Source organism: Myxococcota bacterium (genome assembly GCA_041389495.1).
Classification (GTDB): Bacteria; Myxococcota_A; UBA9160; order UBA9160; family UBA4427; genus JAWKRT01.
Map to the genome: position 1 here is coordinate 629,188 of JAWKRT010000001.1, position 19,675 is coordinate 648,862.

A 19,675-nucleotide genomic window follows, 5' to 3' on the forward strand; every position below is an offset into this window, starting at 1 on the left:
ATGCGCTTCGTCGTCACGGGCGAGTGGTCGCGCAATCGCCTGCTGCAGGTCATCGTGGTGCTGTACGTCGCGTACGTCGGCGGCCTGTGGGTGACGAACGCACTGCTCTACTTCTCGAAGATGACCCTCGCACCGTCGTCGGTGGTCGCCTACTACCTCGGCGACGAGGCGACGTACCAGCCGGCGAAGACGTACCAGGGCCTGCTCGAGGTCACGCACTTCCACCTCTTCGCGATGGGCATGCTGCTCATGGTGCTGACGCACCTGATGCTGTTCGTGCCGATCCGCAGCTCCGTGAAGGCGTGGCTGATCGCGCTCCCGTTCGTCGCCGCGGCGATGGACGAGGGCGGGAGCTGGCTCGTCCGCTTCGGCAGCCCGCACTTCGCGGTGGTCAAGGTGGCGGGCTTCGCGCTGCTCCAGACGAGCCTCGCGGCGCTGATCGGCGCATCGCTGTGGAGCGTCTTCACGCGCAGCCAGGCCGAGAACTACACCGGATTCGTCGACGACGAGGACGACGAAGACGAGGACGAGGACGACGATCCGCGCGGCGGAGCGGCGTCGTGACGACGGGCCGCGCGCGGCTCGCGCGCGCCGTCGTGCTGGTCGTCGCGATCGCGGCCGCGAGCTGCGCGTCCTCGTCGCCGGCGCGTCACATCGCGAGCGACGGCCAGCTCGCGATGGGCACGGTGCTCGACGTGCAGCTCGTGGTGCCCGCCTCGAGCACGGGGCGCGCCGAGCTCGACGCCGTCTTCGCACAGGTGCACGAGCTCGATGCGCTCGTCTCGCACTACGACCCGGCGAGCGAGGTCTCTCGACTCTCCGCGGCGTCGGGCGGCGGCCCGCGCGCGGTCGACCCGCGCGTCGCGGAGCTCGTCGGCGAATCGCTCCGCTTCGCGACGCTGACGTCGGGCGCCTTCGACGTCACCGTCGGACGGCTGGTCGACGTGTGGCGCGGGAAGGACGCCGAGTCGGTCGTCTACGAGGACGTGGCGGCGGCGCGCGCGCCGGCGGGCATCGACGGGCTGCGCCTGCTCGCCGACGGGCGCGTCGAGCTCGCTCGCGCGGGCGTGAAGCTCGACTTCGGCGGCATCGCGAAGGGCTGGGCGCTCGACCGGGTGCAGGAGCGGCTCGACGCCGAGCGCGCGGGCCCCGCACTGCTGAGCTTCGGGCAGAGCAGCATCCTCGCGCGCGGCGCGCCGCCGGACGACCCGCGCGGCTGGACGCTCGTGGTCCGCTCGCCGGCCGACGGCTTCGCCGCGCGCGTCACGCTGCGCGATCGCGCGCTCTCCGTGTCGTCGAGCTTCCCGCCTTCCGACGCCGCCGCCGGAGGGAGCGGTGCGGAGGCGGATGCGCTCGGCGCGCCGTCGGGCGTCGTCGACCCGCGCTCGGGCTGGATCGTCACGCGCCGCACGCTGGCCGCCGTCGCGAGCGACGACGCCACGACGGCCGATGCGCTCAGCACGTCGCTGCTCGTGCTCGACTACGAGGAGGGGCTCGCGCTCGCCGAGCGCCTCGAGGGCGTCGAGGCGCTGCTCGTGGACGAGGACGGGCGCATCGCGATGACGTCGGGGTGGCGCGAGGCGACGGGCTACGTGGAGCTCGGCGTCGGCTTCCGCAGCCTGAGTCCGGGGCTGCGCACGGCGGCGCCCGACGGCGCTCGTTAGGCCGGCCGCGGCGCGCTAGAGCATCATGTCGAGCGGCTGCTCGACGTAGCGGCGGAACGCGGCGAGCAGCCGCGCGCCGACGGCCCCGTCGACCGCGCGGTGGTCGGCCGCGAGCGTCGCCGTCATGCGCCGCCCCGGCACGACGGCGCCGTCGCGCACGACGGGCACGTCCTCGACCGCGCCGATGCCGAGGATGCACGCGTGCGGCGGGTTCACGATGGGCCACACCGCCGTGATGCCGTACATCCCGAGATTCGAGAGATTGAGGCCGCCCTGGTACTCGCGCGGCTCGAGCTTCCCCTCGCGCGCGCGGGCGACGAGCGCGCGCAGCCGCGCGGAGAGATCGACGAGGCCGAGCGCATCCGCGCCGCGCACGACCGGCGTGATCAGGCCGTCGGGGAGCGCGACGGCGACGGCGACGTCCACCGACTCGAAGTGCTCGATCGCGTCGCCGCGCCACGCGACGTTCGCCTCGGGCACGTCGCGCAGCGCGCGCGCCGCCGCCGCGACGCAGAAGTCGTTGACCGAGAGCGAGGGCGCGTCGGGCCCGTCGTTCAGCTCGCGCCGGGTCGCGAGCAGCGCGCTCGGGTCGCACGTCGCCTCGAGGTAGAAGTGCGGGATCTCGCGCTTCGCCTCGCCGAGCCGCGCGGCGATCGTGCGGCGCATGCGCGAGAGCGGGACCGCCGCGCCGTCGGCGCGCGAGTCCGCGCGGCGCGCGGACGGCGCCGCGGCCGCGCTCGATGCCGCGGATTCGCGTGGGGCCGCGCCTTCGCGAGCGGCCGCGCCTTCGCGAGCGGCCGCGCCGGCGTGCGGCGCGGCCGCGGCCGCGTCTGCCGGCGCGCTCCCGCGCCCGGCGGCTTCGACGTCCGCCTTCGTGATGCGGCCGCCGGCGCCCGTTCCGTCGACCGCCTCCAGGTCGACGCCGCGCTGCTCGGCGATGCGCCGCGCGAGGGCGGTGGCGCCGCGCCGCGCGCCGGCGACGGCATCGCCCGCGCGTGCCTCCGCGGACGGCGCGGGCTCCGCCTGTGGCGCGCGCGCGGGAGCCGGCTCCGGGGCGCGTGCCGGCTCGCGCGCGGGCTCCGCCTGCGCGTCGGCCTCCACGAGTGCGATCACGTCGCCGACCTTCACGCCGCTCGCCGGCGCCGCGACGCGCAGCTCGCGCACGACGCCCGCGACCGGCGACTCGAACTCGATCGTCGACTTGTCGGTCTCGATCTCGGCGATCAGGTCGCCGGGCTCGATGCGGTCGCCGGGCTTCACGAGCCACGCGACGAGGTCGGCCTCCGTGAGGTCCGAGCCGAGCTCGGGCAGGCGGATCTCGGTCGTCGTCGGCGTCGTCATCGGAAGGGAGTGCCTCCTCGTCGCGTGCGCGCGGCCTAACGAAACGGCGCGGCCCGCCGCGCGCGGGCGTCCGCTCCATCGGCGAGCGGCCGGGCGCCCGCGAGTGCGAGGACGAGGACGATCGGCGCGAGGCCGCCGCCCTCGGCCACGGCGCCGCGCCGGCTGCGGAGCTCCGCGATCGGCGGCGCGTCGCTCGTCGGCACGCGCGCAGGGTAGTCCGACTCGCGCGCGGCGAGCCAACGTCCGGGCGCGCGGCGGCGGCTCCCGGCGTCCGGTGAACACGGGGCGCAGCATCGGGGTGCGCCCCCACCGCGCGCGCGACGGCTCGGGTATGATGCGCCGCCGCCGCGACGGCCGCGGCGCCCGCGCGGCGCCGCCCGAACCCGAACCTGCGCGCGCTCGCACACCTCGCCAGCAGCGGTGTCGGCGCCCGCGCGCGCGAGCCCTGGAGTCGACCCGAGTGGACCCCCGCACGACCCCCGAGCAGGATGCGTTCCGCGCCGAGGCGCGCGCGTTCCTCGAAGAGCACTGCCCGCAGGATCTCCCGCCGCTCGACTCGCCGGAGGGCTTCCCGCTGCACGTCGAGTGGGAGAAGAAGCTCTTCGCGCATCGATGGGCGGTGGTCGACTGGCCGGAGGAGTACGGCGGTCGCGACTGCTCGCTCGTCGAGTGGCTGATCTTCGAGGAGGAGTACTACCGCGTCGGCGGCCCGCAGCGCGCGACGCAGAACGGGATCTTCCTGCTCGGCCCGGCCATCCTGCACTTCGGGACCGACGAGCAGAAGCAGCGCCTGCTGCCGAAGATCGCGAGCGCCGAGGAGCTGTGGTGCCAGGGCTGGTCGGAGCCGGGCGCCGGCAGCGACCTCGCCGCACTCACGTCGCGCGCCGAGCGCGTCGACGGCGGCTTCAAGCTCTACGGCGCGAAGACGTGGTCGACGCGCGGCACGTTCAGCGACAAGACGTTCGGTCTCTTCCGCACCGACCCGGGCTCGTCGCGCCACAAGGGTCTCACCTACTTCCTGGTCGACCTCCGCGCCGAGGGCGTGAGCGTGCGCCCGATCAACAAGCTCGACGGCGACGAGGGCTTCGCGGAGATCTTCCTCGACGGCGCGTTCGTTCCCGACCGCGACATCCTCGGCGAGGTCGACAAGGGCTGGTACGTCGCGATGGCGACGACGGGCCCCGAGCGCGGGCTCACGCTGCGCAGCCCGGGGCGCTTCATGGCGCAGGCCGCGCGTCTCGTCGACCTCGCGAAGCGCGGCGGCGACGCCGTCGGCCCCGCGCTGCGCGAGCGCGTCGCCGCGCGCTGGATGGAGGCCGAGGCCTATCGTCAGTACGGCATGTGGACGGCGACGCGCATCGGCATGGGCATCGACCCGGGCGCCGAGTCGAGCGTGATGAAGCTCCACTGGTCGCACCTCGACATCGACATCCACGAGACGGCGCTCGACGTGCTCGGCACGGCGGGCGAGTGCATGCGCGGCTCGGATGCGGGCGTCGACGGCGGCCGCTGGATGAAGGACTACCTGTTCGGTCTCGCGAACCCGATCTGGGGCGGCACGAGCGAGATCCAGCGCAACATCGTCGCCGAGCGTCTCCTCGGCCTGCCGAGGAAGTAGCGCCGTGTACTTCGAGTTCAGCGAAGATCAGCGACTGTTCCAGGAGACCGTGCGCGACCTGCTCGCCAACGAGTGCGGCCACGAAGCGCTCGCCGCGGCGTGGAGCACCGAAGCGGGAAGCGTCGCGGGCCTGTGGGAGAAGCTCGGCGAGCTCGGCGTGCTCGGCCTCACGACGCCGGAGGCGCACGGCGGGCTCGGCCTCGGGCTCGTCGACCTCGTGCTGCTGCTCGAAGAGTGCGGGCGCGTCGCGTGCCCCGAGCCGGTGACCGACACGGTCGCCGTCGCCGCGCCGCTGCTCGCGGAGCTCGGCGGCGCCCTCGCCGACGAGTGGCTCCCGCGCATCGCGGCGGGCGCCGCGCGCGTCGCCGTCGGGCTCGAGGGCAACCCGTTCGTCGCCAACGCCGCCGCGGCCGACCTGCTCCTGCTGCAGCGCGGCGACGAGCTGCACGCCGTCGCGCCGAAGGACGCGAAGCTCGCGCTCCAGGCGAGCGTCGACGGCGCGCGCCGTGCCTACCGCGTCGAGTGGGAGCCCTCCGCCGCGACGCGCATCGCGGGCGGCGCCGCGGGGCGCGCGCTCGCGGCGCGCGCCTTCGACCGCGGCGCGGTCGGGAGCGCGGCCGAGCTGCTCGGCCTCGGCCGCGAGCTCGTCGACCTCACCGTCGAGTACGCGAAGGGTCGCGTGCAGTTCGACCAGCCGATCGGCGCCTTCCAGGCCGTGAAGCACCATCTCGCGAACGCGCACACGAAGCTCGAGTTCGCGCGTCCGCCCGTCTACTACTCGGCCTGGTCGCTGCAGGAGGGCGCGGACGACGCGCCGCTCCAGGCGTCGACCGCGAAGGCGCTCGCCGGCGACGCCGCGCACCTGTGCTTCCGCACGGCGCTGCAGTGCCACGGCGCGATCGCCTACACGTACGAGTACCACGCGCACATGTGGATGAAGCGGGTCCTCGTGCTCGAGCGGCAGTACGGCGACGCGGCGTGGCACCGCACGCGCGCGGCGGCCGCGCTGCTCGGCTGACGCGCGCGGCACCCGCGCGGCGCGGTCACAGCAGGTCGAGCTGCTTCGCCTCGCCGAGCGCGTCGCCGAACGACGCCCCCACCTCGCGCAGCACGCCGTCCGCGATCGGCCGCAGCACCTTGTCGAGATAGTGCGCGCGGTCGATCGCGGCGCGGAGCGCGTCGGGGAGCGGCGCGTCGGGGTCGACGGGCTCGGGCCCGTCGCGCGTGACGACGTACCGGATGGAGCCGCCCGGCCGCGCGCCGCGCTCCGCGGCCTTGCGGGCCGCCTGGACGTGCGGCGGCGCCGACGCCGTGTACGCGTCGAGCGACGCCTTGCGGACGCGCTTCGCGTAGACGAGCTCCGCGTCGAGCCGCCCCGCCTGCATCGCCTCCGCGACCTCGCGCGCGAACGGGAGCGGATCCTCGTCGCGGAACACGCGTTCGAGCAGCCCGCGCTGCAGGCGCCGCGCGACGGGCGGCCAGTCGCGCCGCACGGACTCGAGCCCGACGAGGTCGAGCTCGCCGTCGAGCCAGCCCGCGTACCGCTTCTTGCTCCCGCCCGCGCCGCCGCGCACGTGCGGCAGCAGGAAGCGCGCGTAGACGCACTCGAGCTCGAGCACGAGCGCCGAGTCGACGCCGTAGTCCGCGCGGATGCGCGCGTCGATCGCGGCCGACACGTCGGCGCGCAGGCGCTCGGCCGCGCGCTGCGCAGAAGCGGCGTCGCCGACCGCGTCGCCGAGCGCGACGAACACGGAGTCCGTGTCGCCGTAGAGGACGCGCAGCCCGCGCGCCTCGATCGCCTCGCGCGTCCACGCGAGCGTCTGCTGGCCGAAGCCCGTGATCGCGTTCGCGACGTCGGGATCGAAGAAGCGGCAGCCCGTCGACCCGAGCACGCCGAACATCGAGTTCATCATGAGCTTGATGGCCTGGTCGGCGTGGCGGTCGCCGCGCGCCTTCGCGCGCTCGCGCCGTTCGGCGAGCGAAGCGAGCAGCCCGGGCAGGATGGCTCCGCTCCGCGCGAAGCGCGCTCCGTTCGGCGCGACGATCGCGTCGTCGCCGCGCGCGCGGGGGCCCGCGCGCGCCTCGCCGGCCAGCGCGTGCGCGAGCGGATCGAGCTGGAACGTGCGCATCAGGCTCGGGTACAGGCTCTTGAAGTCGAGCAGCGCGACGTTCCGGAACAGACCGGGCACGCCGTCGAGCACGGCGCCGCCGCGCACGTCCGCGGGCTCGCGATCGCGCTCGACGGTCGGCGCGACGCGCCCCGCCGCGCGCAGCGCGGGCAGGTAGAGCAGGTCGAACGACGCGATCGACGCGCCGACCCGGTCGAGCTGCATGCCCGACAGCTGGCTGCGCTCGACGGCGAGCGCGAGCAGGCCCTCGGCCGCGAGGATGTCGAGCACGAGGCGCGCGTCCTCGACGTTGTAGGCGACGAGCGCGGCCGGGTCCTCGCGGTGGAGGCGCTGGATCTCCTCGACGCGGCCCTCGCCGGCGTGGGCGATGCGCTTGCCGCGCCCGAGGACGTGGCGCGCGACCGTCTCGAGGCGGTAGTCGTCGAGCGCGATGGCGTCGCGCACGAGCGGGATGCCGTCGAGGACCATGCGCCCCGGGATCTCGGCGCGCGCGTCGCGCCCGAAGCTCGCGTCGGACCGGAACGCGATCGCGCCGGGCGCGCGTCCGAGCTCGCACGCGACGCCGTTCGCCTCGCAGCGCTCCGCGAGCACGCGCAGGTCGAAGCCGACGACGTTCCAGCCGACGACGACGTCGGGGTCGAGCTCGCGCACCGTCGCGACGAGCGCCTCGAGGAGCGCGCGCTCGCTCGCGAACACGCGCGCGCCGACGTCGCGCGCGTCGCGCGCGCCGGGCTCGCGAGCGAGGAGCGCGCGCGCGTCGCCGCGATCGGTCACGAGCGCGGCGGACAGCACGCGGCTCGCGTCGGGCGTCGTCTCGAGATCGATCGAGAGCGCGGTCGGCTCGACGCGCACGTCGTCGGCGGCCCGCAGCTCGGGATTGCGGAAGAGTCGCAGCCCGGCCGGCGTGACCTGCGCGTCGCCGCGCACCTCGACGCCGGCGCGCACGCCGAGCTCGGTCAGGAAGCGGTACGGGAAGCGGACGTCGGCCTCGAACGTGGCCGCGCCGCGCGCACGCAGCCGATCGCGCACGACGGGCACGCGCGCCGGGATCGGCAGCGTGACGCGCGCCACGCGACGTCCGCGCAGATCGCGGAGCGCGGTGCGCTCGCACGTCGCGTCGGGCTCGTCGTCGAGCAGCTCGCGATGATCGTCGAGCACGAAGAACGCCGGGCGGTAGCGGTCCTCCTCCACGAGGAACGGAGGGCCGTCCTCGAGGCGGCCGTAGAGCTGCACGACGGGAACGCCGCGCCGGACGCGATACGTCGGCTGCAGCACGAGGCCTCGCGGCATCGGGCGATTGTACGCCCGTGCCGCGGTATGCTCGCGCCCTTCGCTCGCCTCGCGACGGCCGTGCTGCGGCGTCGTCGCGAGGCCTTCGCGGGACGCCCGCGCCGGCGCTGCGGTGCGCCCGGGGGCGTCGGAGGGCCGGTGCAGCGACGCGTCGAGCGCGAGGCCGAGCGAGCGGAGCCGACGCCGGGCTCCGCGGTGCCGCACGCGCGCCGCGGTGCGCGCGCCATCACCCTCCTCACCATCGCGTTCGCGCTGTTCCTGCTCGGGCTCGTCGCGCTCGCGAACAGCGGAGTCGCGACGCGCCAGCTGCTCGCGCTCGCCGCGAAGATCCCGGGCCGCGACAAGACGGTCCACTTCGCGCTCATGGGGACGATGTCGCTGCTGCTCAATCTCGCGTGGCGCGGCGCGCGCTGGAAGCTGGGCGCGCTGCCGTCGCCGCTCGTCGTGCCGAAGGGGAGCGCGCTGGTCGCGCTCGTGGTGACGGCGGAGGAGTTCACGCAGAAGCTCGTGCCGGTGCGCAGCTTCTCGCTCGAGGATCTCGCGTACGACTACCTCGGCATCGCCGTGCTCGGGACGCTCGGGATGTGGATCGCCGCGCGCATCGCGCGGCGTGCGTCGCGGGAAGGCGGGTGACGCGGGGGGGAAGCGCGCGGCGCGCGGCGCGCGCGGCGTCGTGCGCCGTCGCGGTGCTCGCGGTCGCCGCCCCGGCCCTCGGCGGGCCTCTGCCGCCCGCGCGCGGCGTCGTCTTCGTCGACGTCGATCGCGACGGCGCGCGCGACGACGGCGAGCCGGGCGCGGCGCGCGTCGTCGTCCAGCGCGGAGCGGTGCTCGCCTTCACCGACGACGACGGGCGCTATGCGCTACCCGCGGCCGCGGCCGACGACGGGCCCGTCTTCGTGACGCGGCCGTCGGGGTTCGACTGCGCGCGCTGGTACCGGGAGGGCGGCGGCGACTTCGCGCTCGTCGCGCGCGACGCGGCGCGCGCGAGCGGCGTGTTCGTGCACCTCTCCGACGCGCACGTCACGGACCGCGCGAGCGATCTCGCGCGGCTCGCGGTGCCGGCGCCGATCGCCGCGATGCCGCGCTGGCTCGCGGGACAGGCGATGCTGCTGCTCCTGCGCGGGCAGCACGGCGCGGGCGTCACGAGCGGCGCCATCGCCGATGCCCTGGTGCGCGCGGAGTACGGCGACGGCGCGCGGCGGAGCGCGTCGGCCGCGACGACCGTCGGCAGCTGGGTGCATCGGCTCGCCGCGCTCGGCGACGGCGCGAGCGGCGACGCCGAGGGCGAGGGCGCGCCGCCCGGCATCGACCCCGTGCGCGACTTCCGCGCCTCGCTCCGCGAGATCGCGCGGCTCGCTCCCGACTTCGTGGTGAGCACGGGCGACCTCGTGCTCGAGAGCAACGAGGTCGACGGCGAGACGGCCGGGCGCTGGCTCGACTTCTACCTGCGCGAGACGCGCGCGACCGGGCTCGCCTTCCACGAGACGATCGGCAACAACGAGATCGTGGGCATCGGCCTCGACCCGGTCGACCCGGCCGCGCCCGGGTTCGGCAAGGCGGCGTTCCGCGCGCGCTTCGGCCCGACGGCCTACGCCTTCGATCGCGGCGAGCTCCACTTCGTCGCGCTCGACACGCATCGCGCGCGGAGCGCGAGCGGCGACGACTGGAGCTTCACGGCGATGGAGCCGCGCGTGCGCGCGTGGCTGTCGGCCGACCTCGCCGCGCACGCGGGGAGCGCGATCGTCGTCCTGAACCACGAGCCCTTCGCGAGCGATCCGTCGTGGCCGCTCGCACTGCGCCTCGCTCCGACCGTGGAGGACGCCGACTGGATCGGGCGCGCGGGTGTCGCGTACACGCTCACCGGCCACCTGCACGCGAGCGGCTCGTCCGTCGACGCGCACGAGCACGGCTCCGTGCGCGCGACGCAGCACGTCTCGACGGGCGCGCTCTCGGGCGCGCGCTGGGTGTTCCCGGCCGACGCGGCGCCGCGCGGCTACCGCCTCGTGCAGATGCGCGGCCGCGAGCTCTACTCCGCCTGGAAACGCACCGGAGAGCCGCTCGTCGCCTTCGTGTCGCCGCCCGATCGCGCGGCCTTCGCGACGCGGCCGCCGGCTGCCGACCCTGCTGCGATCGTCGTCGTCGCGGCCGACCGCGCCGGCCCCTTCGCCGCGGTCGAGCTGTGGCGCGGCGAGGAGCGCGTCGCGCTCGAGGCCTGGAGCCCGTACTTCTTCGCCGCGCGCGACCCGGCGACGGGCGCGACGGGCGCGACGGGCGCCGCGGAGGCGACGCGCGGCGGCGACGGGAGCGGAGCCGGCCTGCGCGTCGTCGCGCGGCGCGCGAACGGCGAGGTCGTCGCGCGCGAGCTCGCTCCCGCGCGGTAGAGTCGCGCGCGTGACCACACCCGCGATGCCGAAGCCCGCGCCGCCGCCTTCCGCGTCCGGCGCGCTCCCGCCGCCCCCGCCCTTGCGAACGCGCGTGAGCGAGCTGCTCGGCGTCGACTACCCGATCGTGCAGGCGCCGATGGGCTGGATCGCGCGCGCCCGGCTCGCTTCGGCGGTCTCGAACGCGGGCGGGCTCGGCATCATCGAGACCTCGTCGGGTGAGCTCGACGCCGTCCGCGACGAGATCCGCAAGATGCGCGCGCTCACCGAGAAGCCGTTCGGCGTCAACATCGCGCAGCTCTTCGTGCGCGATCCGGACATCGTCGATTTCGTCGTCGACAACGGCGTGCGCTTCGTGACGACGTCGGCGGGCGACCCGACCCGCTACACCGAGAAGCTCAAGAAGGCCGGGCTCGTCGTCTTCCACGTGGTCCCGACGCTGCGCGCCGCACTGAAGGCCGTGGCCGCGGGCGTCGACGGCCTCGTCGTCGAGGGCGGGGAGGGCGGCGGCTTCAAGAACCCGCGCGACGTGGCCTCGATGGTGCTGCTCCCGCTCGTCTGCTCGCGCGTCGACGTCCCGGTGATCGCGGCCGGCGGCATGCTCGACGGCCGCACGATGGCGGCGGCCTTCGCGCTCGGCGCCGAAGGCGTGCAGATGGGGACGCGCATGGTGGCGGCCGCCGAGTCGCCCGTGCACGACAACTACAAGAACGCGATCGCGACCGCGGCCGAGACCGACACGGTGTTCGTCAACCGCTTCGGCCGGCCGGGCCTGCGCGCATTGCGCACGCGCATGAGCGAGGAGCTCGAGCGCCGCGAGTCGGTCGACCTCGGCGTGCTCGGACGGGTGCGCGACGTCTACTTCGGCGGCGACATGGAGGCGGCCATCGCGCTCGCGGGTCAGGTGGCGGGGCGCATCGACGGCGTCGCCAGCGTGCGCGACATCGTGCACGGCTGCGTGCGCGAGCTTCGCGAGCGCGCCGCGGCGGTCGAGGCGCTCGCGCGCGCGTGACGCGGGCGGCCGCGCGTCCGCATCGACGCTAGGCGGGCGCCGGCAGCACCTGCTGCGTCGCGTAGACGTCGACGCGGTCGAACACGCCGAGCGCGAGGTACGGGTCGGCGTGCGCGATGCGTCGCGCCTCGTCGAAGCCCGCCGCCTCGAACACGATCAGGCTGCCGCGCGGCCGCCCCTCGTCGTCGAGCAGCGGCCCGGCGAACCGCACGTCGAGGTGCGCGAGGTGGTCGACGTGACGCGGGCGCGCCTCCGGGCGGCGCGCGGCGCCGTCCGCGCCGTCGTGTCCCACGTAGCAGTAGAGCGGCATCGTGCGTTCTCTCCTCGTGCGTGCGTGCGTGCGTGCGTGCGCGGGTCGGCCGTCAGCGCGCATCCGGCGCGTCGCCGTCCGCGCGGCTCGTGATGCGGCCCATGAGCTCGACGATCTCGGGCTTGCGGTAGTCCGCGTGCGCGCCGATCGGGTCGAGCCAGCCGAGCGTGTAGTCGACCCAGCGGCGTTCGAGGCTCAATCCGAAGACGCCGTGGTCGACGACGGGCGAGACGTCGACGAACACGAGGCCGCGGCACGCGGGCAGCCCGCAGCCGTTCGCACCTCGCGGCGTGTCGTGCAGCGCGTCGAGCGCGATGGTCGGGAAGTCGCGAGGGGGCTCGTAGGGCGCGACCGTGAGGCGCCCGGCCGACTCGTTGAGCAGGCCGAGATCGAAGAAGCCCTTGTGCCGCTCGCCCCAGCGCGGCGAGATGCCGAGCGCGTCGCTCGACACGTCGGTCAGGACCTCGAGCACGGGCAGCTGCGCGAGCGTGTCCATGACGTGGTGGTGCGGCCCGCGCGCGAGCCCGCGCGCCTGCGTCGTCGCGTAGTTCACCGGCGTCGTGATGGCCGAGTAGAGGAGCGCGATCGGCACGCTCACGACCTCGGCGAGCCCGCGCTGGAAGAGGTCGAACGGACGATCGGCGAGCGGAGGCAGCGGGATCGCGAGGCCGTCGAGCATGCGCGGCTCGACGTCCTCGCGCTCGTTCTGCTCGCCTCTCCCGAAGCCGGGCATCACGAGCTGCACGGCCTCGGCCGCGCGCTTCGTGCCGCGCTCGGCCTGCTCCGTCATCACGCCGAAGACGCGCTGCCGGAAGATCGCCTCGAACGACGTGAAGCTGTACGCGTTCACCACGAGGTTGGCGGTCGGGAACAGGAAGCCGTTCGCGTGGTCGTGGCGGCTCTGCGTGACGATCACGGGATAGTCGGCGTCGCGGTGGAGGTTGGGCAGCACGAGCGCGGGTTGGATCAGCACCGCTCCGCGCACGCGGTCGGCCGACGCGAAGGGCTCGGAGCGCACGCGCGCGAGCGCGAGGTGGTTCTGCATGAGACCCGAGACGATGCGCGTTCCGAAGCTGTGGCCGATCAGGACGATCTCGGGCCGCGCGATCGCGCCGTTCTCCGGATAGGCGTTCGCGAAGATCGTGTTGAGCTCGGTGCGCAGCCCGCCGTAGCCGATGCGATCCGCCATCGCGGCCTTCGACCAGAACGAGATCGGGAAGAGCAGGTGGTCCGGCAGGTAGGCGAGCCAGTCCGCGAGGACGGGAAACGGGATGAGATCGTTCGCGAGCTTGCGGAAGCCCGTCTGGCTCGAGTCCCAGCCGATCGCGATCACCGTCGTCGGGATCTGCGGCCCGCGTTCGGGCGCCGAGGCGAGCAGGTCGCGCAGCAGCTCGATGTACGTGCCGTAGGACGACTCGCCGTCGTTCGCCCACCCGTAGCTGATGAGGATGAGGCGCTCGATCTGCGGGTTCTCGCGCAGGTGCGCGATCAGCTGCTCGCGCTCCCCCGGCGCCTGCAGCTCGCCCCAGCGGTTGAAGCCCAGCACGAAGAAGCCGACGACCTCGGGCGGCAGGCCGCGGCGCGCGGGCGCGATGCCCGCCGCGGCCTCGTCGACGGTGGCCTCGTCGACGGCGGCCTCGTCGATCTGTGCGCGCGCGGGAGCGGGTGCGGCGGCGGCGAAGGCCGCGAACGCGACGGCGACAAAGGTCGCGAACGCGGCGGTCGACGCGACGGGGAACGCGGCGGTCGACGTGGCGGCGAGCGCGCGCGCGGCGACGGCGGAGAGCCGGGGGTGCGGGCGGCGCGCGGCTCGGAAGGGCACCGGACGGGATCGCGACATCGCCGCTCCTCGCCGCGCCGAGACGCGGCGTCGGGCGCATCCTCGCACAGACGTGCGCGTCGGGACACGCGCCGCGGCCGCGCGCCGCGGTGCGCCGCGAGCGGCTACTTCACGCGGACGAGCTCGGCGCCTTCGGGGCGCCCCTGCGTGCGCACGTCGGGCGCGCCGTGGCGCGCGGCGTCGGCGGTCTGGTCGTCGGGCTGCTCCTGCGATTCGCGCTCGGCCGCGACGCGCGCGTCGTAGTGCTCGAGCTCGCGGCGCCGCGCCGCGTCGTCCCAGCCGAGCACCTCGCCCATCAGGTCGACCACGTCGCGCGCGGCGCGCAGGCCGCGATCGAACGTCTCGATCGAGATGCGCGTGCGGCGCGTCAGCACGTCCTCGAGGTGCAGCGCGCCCTCGTGCGACGCCGCATAGCGCGCCTCGGCGCGCAGGTAGCCGTCGGCGCCGTCGATCGGCTCGCGCAGGTCGGGCTGCTCGAGCATCGCGTCGAGCACGTCGCGCGCGAGCACGCCGTAGCGGCGCAGCAGGTGCTCGACGCGCTGGACGGGGAGGTCGTGGTCGCGCGCGATGCGTTCGCGCTGGTTCCACACGCCGGGATACCCATCGGCGCCGACGAGCGGAGTGCGATGCGTGACGGACTCGGGCACGCGCTGCGGGAGCTTCGCCGCCGCGACGTCGATCGCGTCCTTCGCCATCACGCGGTACGTCGTGTACTTGCCGCCCGCCACGCTGATGAGGCCCGACGCGGACTCGGAGACGGCGTGCTCGCGCGAGAGCGCGCTCGTGTCGTCCGTCTCGCCGTAGAGCAGCGGGCGCAGCCCCGCGTACACGCCCTCGATGTCGCCGCGCTCGAGCGGGCGGACGAGCACGCGGTTGACGAGGTCGAGCAGGTAGTCGATGTCGCGCCGGCTCGCGGCCGGGTGGTCGAGGTCGAGGTTCCAGTCGGTGTCCGTGGTCCCGATGATCCAGTGCTGGTCCCAGGGAATCACGAAGAGCACGCTCTTCACCGTGCGGAGGATGAGCCCGCAGTCGCCGTGGATGCGGTCGCGCGGCACCACGAGATGGATGCCCTTCGACGCGCGCACGCGGATGCGGCCGCGGTCCGCGAGGTGCTGCACGCGGTCGGTCCACACGCCGCTCGCATTGATGACGCGCTGGCCGCGCACGACGAAGTCGGCGCCCGTCTCGAGACAGCGGACGTTCGCGCCCGTCACGTAGCCGCCCGCTTCGGTGAAGTCGACGACGCGTGTGCTCGTGAGCGCGACGGCGCCGAACTGCGCCGCCGTGCGCGCGAGCGTGACGGTGTGGCGGGCGTCGTCGAACTGCGCGTCGTAGTACTCGATCGCGCCGACGAGCGCGTCGCGCCGCAGGCCCGGGAAGCGGCGCAGCGCGCTCGTCCGCGTGTGGTGGCGATGGCGCGGCAGCGCGCGCTTCCCGGCCAGCGTGTCGTAGAGCAGCGTGCCCGTGCCGACGTAGGCGCGCTCCCAGACGCGGTGCGTCAGCGGGAAGAGGAACGGCACCGGCCGCACGAGGTGCGGGCACAGGTGCGTGAGCATCGCGGTCTGCTCGGTGAGCGCCTCGCGCACGAGCCCGAAGTCGAGCTGCTCGAGGTAGCGGAGGCCGCCGTGGATGAGCTTGCTGCTGCGGCTCGACGTGCCGGCGGCCCAGTCGCGCTGCTCGATCAGCGCGACGCGAAGCCCGCGCGTCGCGGCGTCGAGCGCCGCGCCGCAGCCCGTGACGCCGCCGCCGACGATCACGACGTCGAACTGCTCGTCGCGCGCGCGCGCGAGCGCGCGGTTGCGGTAGGCGGGGCCGAGGGCGGGGGCGTCCATGCGCGGCGGAGTCTCGCAGAGCGTCGCGCGACTCGCAGTCGAGCCCGACCGCGGGCCCGGCCGCGCGCCGCGCTCGGGTGCGCTCGGATCGGCGCACCGCGAGCCGTGCTTGCGCGCCGCGCGCGTCAGAGGCCGGGAAGTGCGGGCAGCTCGAGCGGCCAGGTCCGGCACGCGCCGTCCTCGAAGGCCGCGTAGTCCTCGGGCTCGAACGCGCCGCTCCACTCGACGAGCCCGCGGAACAGCGCGCAGCGCTGCTCCGCGCCGGTGACGCGCGGGTCGGCCGCGAGCCGCGCGACGACGTCGTCGACGTCGACCGCGTCTCCCTCCATCCGGAGCCCGCCCCCCGCCGCGCTGTCGAAGACGAGGTACTTCTCCGCGTCGGCGTCGGCGCCCCACGGCTTCCACGGCGGCAGGTCGCCGTCCGCGCCGCGACCCGGCGCGCCCGTGCGCGCGAAGTGCGTCCAGTACGAGCGCATCTGCCGCGACAGCCGCTCGGCCGAGGGGAGATCGGCGAAGACGTTGTCCGTGTACCGGCCGAGGTCGGTGAAGCCGAAGACGAAGAGCATCTCGACGGCGTGCGAGGCGCCGAGCAGCTCGCCGAGGTCGACCCAGAGCAGCGTCCCTTCCTCGTCCCAGTCGAAGCGGTAGCCGTACACGTCGTCGCGCCCGGCCGACCGCATCGCCGTGAGCGGCTGGTCGGCGCCCTGCGCCTTCCAGAGGAGGCCTCCGTACTCGCCCTCGAGGTCGAAGGCCTCCGTGTCGCGCACGCCGACCGGCATGCCGAACACGCGGCGCACGTTCGGCGAGCCCATCATCGCGAAGAGCTTCGTCTCCTCGCGGTTCGTGCCCGCGATCGTCGGGACGGCGTTGTGGCCGTCCGGGCGCGCGAACGCCTCGAGCGGCTCGACGTCGGGGACGACGTGCCCGTCGCGGATGATCTGCGGGACGTAGTACATGCCGCCGCCGATGCCGTCCCGGAAGATCGAGAGCAGCTCGGGCGCGCTCTTCGCGCGCAGGTAGGACTCGATCTCCGCCGGCGACATCGCGGCGATGCGGGCCTTCGCGTCGTCGCGGCTCGTCGCGAGGCCGTCCTCGAGCAGCCACCGCAGCAGCATCTCGTTCGAGCCGACCTGGCGCGGGTTCGCGTCGGCATAGCCTTCGGCCTCCGCGCGCGGCGTGCTGACGACGACGCCGCTCTGCGCGATCGCGCGGTGGAAGAGGCCCTTCGCGCGCGGCGAGAGCAGCAGGGCGAACACGTCGATCCCGCCCGCCGATTCGCCGAAGATCGTGACGTTGCCAGGGTCGCCGCCGAAGGACGCGATCTCGTCGCGCACCCACTCGAGCGCGCGGATCGCGTCGAGCGTCCCGTAGTTGCCCGACGCGTCGTCGGGCGTCGCCGCGCCGGCGCGCAGCGCGGGGTGCGAGAGCCAGCCGAGGACGCCGAGCCGGTACTGGATGGCGACGACGACGACGTCTCCCTCGGCCGCGAGCCGCGCGGCGTCGTACATCGCGGCACCGCCGATCGAGTTGCCGCCGCCGTGGATCCAGACCATCACCGGGAGGCGCGCGTCGCCCGTGGGCACGGCGTCGCGTGCGAGGCGCGGGGCGTAGACGTCGAGGTAGAGGCAGTCCTCGCTGCCGATGACGTCGTCCGGGTCGGCCGGGTCGTACTGCACGCACTCGCTCGCGGACGCGACCGCCTCGCGCACTCCGGTCCAGGATGCCGGCGGACGCGGTGCGCGCCAGCGCAGCTCGCCGGTCGGCGGCGCGGCGAAGGGGAGCCCCTTCCAGGCGTGCGCGGCGAAGTCGGGGTGCGCGAAGCCGACGACCTCCCCCTGCGACAGCGCGCGCGTCGACGACGCATCGGGCGCGGGCGGCGGGGCGTCGCCGCTGCACGCGACGACGAGCGCGAACAGGGTCGGGAGCGCGGCGGCGCCGCGCGGACGTACGTGGTGAGGCGAAGCGGGCATCGTGGTCTCCGGGTGCGGCGGGGCGGAGCGCCGACGATGACGCAGGCCGCGCGCGGAGGCCAATGGAAGAGAGGGGGAGAGAATGGGTGAGGGTGGGGAGGCGTGCTCGGCCCGACGCGGCGGGCCGCGCGCGTTCAGACGCGGTGGGCGCCGTCGCAGGCCGCGACCGCCTCGCGCAGGCGCGCGCGCTCTTCGTCGCGGACGTCCTCGAAGCAGACGGCCATGCCGGACGGCAGGTTCGCCTTGCGCAGGTTGCCCGGCACGTTGGCGTACACGACCGTGCCGCCGACCGAGACGACGCCGCCCTCGAGCGGCAGCTCGAGCACGACCTTCGCGCCGCGCATCTGCGGCCGCGGCGTCGCGACGAACGCGCCCTTCGGCGAGAACGAGTAGACGGTGCCGGGCTTCTGGCGCCCGGCGACGAAGATGCGCGCGTTCCAGCTCGCCGCGGCGCGGAGCTCGTCGCGGTCCGCGGGCTGGAAGGGGCTCGCATAGCATCGGTTGAGCTCGAAGCGGAGCGCGTGGTCGCCGATCGGCTCCCAGAGGGCGCGCTCGACGCCCGCGTCGCGGAGCCGCGCGAGCTCGTCGTGTGCGGGCTTCGGCCCGACGGCCAGGATGCGGAGGTGGTCGGCGCTGGGATGGCGGCGGAGGGCGTCGAGCGCGGCGCGGAGGTCGAGGGCGGGAACGTCGGACTCGATCAGCGCGACGCGGTGGCGGTGGCCGCGCTCCTCCGCGGCGGCGAGCGCGTCGCGCGGCGCCTTCGCCCGTACGGTCGCGAAGCCGAGCGCGCGGATGCGCTGCGTGAGCTCCGCGAAGCGACCTTCCGGGTCGCCGAGGGCGAGGACGCTCGAGGACGGGGTCATGGGCGGTCCCGCGACGATGGCGCCGCGAGCCGGGGCCGCGCCGATGCGGCCGCGAGCTCGAGACACGGATGCGGGCAGCACCTCGGACTCCCGCGCGCGTCGCTTGAGTGCCGCGGGTCACCGCACGCGCCGCGCACGTGGCGCGCGGTGCCCCGCACTCGCGCGGGCCGCGTGCGGGCGCCTACTTGCTCGGCGGTCCGGTGGGGATGTCCTTGAAGGCGACGTCCTTGTCGAGCCGCGTCTCCGGCGGGAGCCCCAGCACGCGCTCGGCGATGATGTTGCGCAGCACCTCGTCGGTGCCGCCCGCGATGCGCAGCCCGGGGATGCCGAGGTAGTTCCCCTGGAACTTGCCGTCGCCCGCGCCCATCGTGGCGCCCGCCTGGCCGAGCACGTCCATCGCGAAGAGCGACATCTCCTGCGTCATGGCGCCGCCGACGAGCTTGCCGAGGCTCGCCTCCGGGCCCGGCATGCCGCCGCGCGAGAGCGCGGTGAGCGTGCGGTAGCCCGTGTACTGCACGCCCTTGCTGCGCGCATAGAAGTAGGCGATGCGATCGCGCACGCCCGCGTCGTCGATGGCGCGCCGTCCGCGCACCTTCGTCGATCGCGCGAGCGCCACGAACTCGTCGATCAGCTTCTCGCCGCCGGCCGCGCCGATCGACGCGCGCTCGTTCATGAGCGTCGTGATCGCCACGCGCCAGCCGTTGCCGACCTGGTCGATGCGGTGCGCGTCGGGAATGCGCACGTCGTTGAAGAAGACCTCGCAGAAGCCCTGGCCGCCGTTGATCTGCGTGATGGGCCGGATCTCGACGCCGGGCGCGTGCATGTCGAGCACGAAGTAGGTGAGGCCCGCGTGCTTCGCCGCCCCCGCGTCGTGGCGCGCGACGAGGATTCCCCAGTCGCAGATGTGCGCTCCCGACGTCCAGATCTTCTGGCCGTTGACGACCCACTCGTCGCCGTCGCGCACCGCGCTCGTCCGAAGGCCGCCGAGGTCGCTGCCCGCCGACGGCTCGCTGAAGAGCTGGCACCAGACCTCCTCGCCCGACAGCAGCTTCGGAATCCACTTCTGCTTCTGCTCGGGCGTGCCGTGCGCGAGGATCGTCGGGCCGCACATGCCGATGCCGATCGTGAAGATGTTGGGCGGCGTGTCGAAGCGCGCCTCCTCCTGGCCCCAGATGACGTTCTGCATCGGGGTCGCACCCCGGCCGCCGTACTCCTTCGGCCACGTGATGCACGCCCAGCCCGCGTCGGCCTTCTTCTTCTGCCACGCCTTCGACGCGGCGATCAGCTCGGGCGTGAGCAGCGTCTCGGAGAGCGCGTTGCGCTTCGCGACGCCGGGTGCGAGGAGCTTCGCGTGGGCGGAGAGCCAGGTGCGCGCCTCGGCGCGGAAGGCGGCTTCTTCGGGCGTGTCGTTGAAGTCCATGGTCG

General features: G+C 74.7%; 15 protein-coding genes. 7 read left to right on the top strand and 8 right to left on the bottom strand.

The annotated features are described in order from the left end of the window. Both R3E88_02790 and R3E88_02795 read left to right on the top strand, forming a co-directional pair. On the top strand, positions 1 to 564 hold the full coding sequence (locus R3E88_02790) for a hypothetical protein (protein MEZ4215379.1): 564 nt from the start codon (positions 1 to 3) through the stop codon (positions 562 to 564). Continuing rightward, a complete protein-coding gene (locus R3E88_02795) occupies positions 561 to 1,664 on the top strand; it encodes an FAD:protein FMN transferase (protein ID MEZ4215380.1) in 1,104 nt (367 codons plus the stop codon). Before R3E88_02790 ends, R3E88_02795 begins: the two co-directional genes overlap by 4 nt. Before the next feature lie 15 nt (positions 1,665 to 1,679). On the opposite strand, the gene R3E88_02800 is transcribed toward R3E88_02795, so the two are convergent. Then, positions 1,680 to 3,005, bottom strand: a complete 1,326-nt coding sequence (locus R3E88_02800) for a dihydrolipoamide acetyltransferase family protein (GenBank protein ID MEZ4215381.1) — start codon at positions 3,003 to 3,005, stop codon at positions 1,680 to 1,682. A gap of 460 nt (positions 3,006 to 3,465) precedes the next feature. Between R3E88_02800 and R3E88_02805 the strand changes: the two genes are divergently transcribed. Continuing rightward, the gene (locus R3E88_02805) at positions 3,466 to 4,623 is read left to right on the top strand and encodes an acyl-CoA dehydrogenase family protein (GenBank protein MEZ4215382.1); all 1,158 of its coding nucleotides are present in this window, start codon (positions 3,466 to 3,468) and stop codon (positions 4,621 to 4,623) included. A 4-nt stretch (positions 4,624 to 4,627) separates the two neighbouring features. Next, on the top strand, positions 4,628 to 5,641 hold the full coding sequence (locus tag R3E88_02810) for an acyl-CoA dehydrogenase (protein MEZ4215383.1): 1,014 nt from the start codon (positions 4,628 to 4,630) through the stop codon (positions 5,639 to 5,641). Between the two features lie 25 nt (positions 5,642 to 5,666). Here R3E88_02810 and R3E88_02815 read toward each other — a convergent pair whose 3' ends face one another. Continuing rightward, positions 5,667 to 8,042 carry a DNA polymerase II gene (locus R3E88_02815; protein MEZ4215384.1) on the bottom strand — a complete coding sequence of 792 codons (2,376 nt, stop codon included), beginning with the start codon at positions 8,040 to 8,042 and terminating at the stop codon, positions 5,667 to 5,669. Between the two features lie 138 nt (positions 8,043 to 8,180). Here R3E88_02815 and R3E88_02820 point away from each other — a divergent pair, with 138 nt between their 5' ends. From R3E88_02820 to R3E88_02830, 3 genes are read left to right on the top strand one after another with little or no spacing between them, the layout of a single operon-like run. After that, complete coding sequence (locus R3E88_02820; protein MEZ4215385.1) at positions 8,181 to 8,675, top strand: hypothetical protein; 495 nt, start codon at positions 8,181 to 8,183, stop codon at positions 8,673 to 8,675. After that, complete coding sequence (locus R3E88_02825) at positions 8,672 to 10,423, top strand: metallophosphoesterase (protein ID MEZ4215386.1); 1,752 nt, start codon at positions 8,672 to 8,674, stop codon at positions 10,421 to 10,423. Before R3E88_02820 ends, R3E88_02825 begins: the two co-directional genes overlap by 4 nt. 25 nt (positions 10,424 to 10,448) lie before the next feature. Further along, a complete protein-coding gene (locus R3E88_02830; protein MEZ4215387.1) occupies positions 10,449 to 11,435 on the top strand; it encodes a nitronate monooxygenase in 987 nt (328 codons plus the stop codon). A gap of 28 nt (positions 11,436 to 11,463) precedes the next feature. Here the strand turns inward: R3E88_02830 and R3E88_02835 are convergent, their stop codons facing one another. The 6 genes from R3E88_02835 to R3E88_02860 form a co-directional block, all read right to left on the bottom strand. Beyond that, on the bottom strand, positions 11,464 to 11,745 hold the full coding sequence (locus R3E88_02835; protein ID MEZ4215388.1) for a YciI family protein: 282 nt from the start codon (positions 11,743 to 11,745) through the stop codon (positions 11,464 to 11,466). 52 nt (positions 11,746 to 11,797) lie between these two features. After that, positions 11,798 to 13,585: a hypothetical protein gene (locus R3E88_02840; protein MEZ4215389.1), complete on the bottom strand. Its 1,788-nt coding sequence runs from the start codon at positions 13,583 to 13,585 to the stop codon at positions 11,798 to 11,800. Positions 13,586 to 13,689: 104 nt separating this feature from the next. Beyond that, positions 13,690 to 15,417 carry a glycerol-3-phosphate dehydrogenase/oxidase gene (locus R3E88_02845; GenBank protein ID MEZ4215390.1) on the bottom strand — a complete coding sequence of 576 codons (1,728 nt, stop codon included), beginning with the start codon at positions 15,415 to 15,417 and terminating at the stop codon, positions 13,690 to 13,692. 125 nt (positions 15,418 to 15,542) lie between these two features. Next, positions 15,543 to 17,387, bottom strand: coding sequence for a carboxylesterase family protein (locus tag R3E88_02850; protein ID MEZ4215391.1), 1,845 nt, complete (start codon positions 17,385 to 17,387; stop codon positions 15,543 to 15,545). A 134-nt stretch (positions 17,388 to 17,521) separates the two neighbouring features. Beyond that, a complete protein-coding gene (locus R3E88_02855; GenBank protein MEZ4215392.1) occupies positions 17,522 to 18,250 on the bottom strand; it encodes a PilZ domain-containing protein in 729 nt (242 codons plus the stop codon). A gap of 181 nt (positions 18,251 to 18,431) precedes the next feature. Then, complete coding sequence (locus tag R3E88_02860; protein ID MEZ4215393.1) at positions 18,432 to 19,670, bottom strand: acyl-CoA dehydrogenase family protein; 1,239 nt, start codon at positions 19,668 to 19,670, stop codon at positions 18,432 to 18,434. Between the last annotated feature and the right edge of the window lie 5 nt (positions 19,671 to 19,675).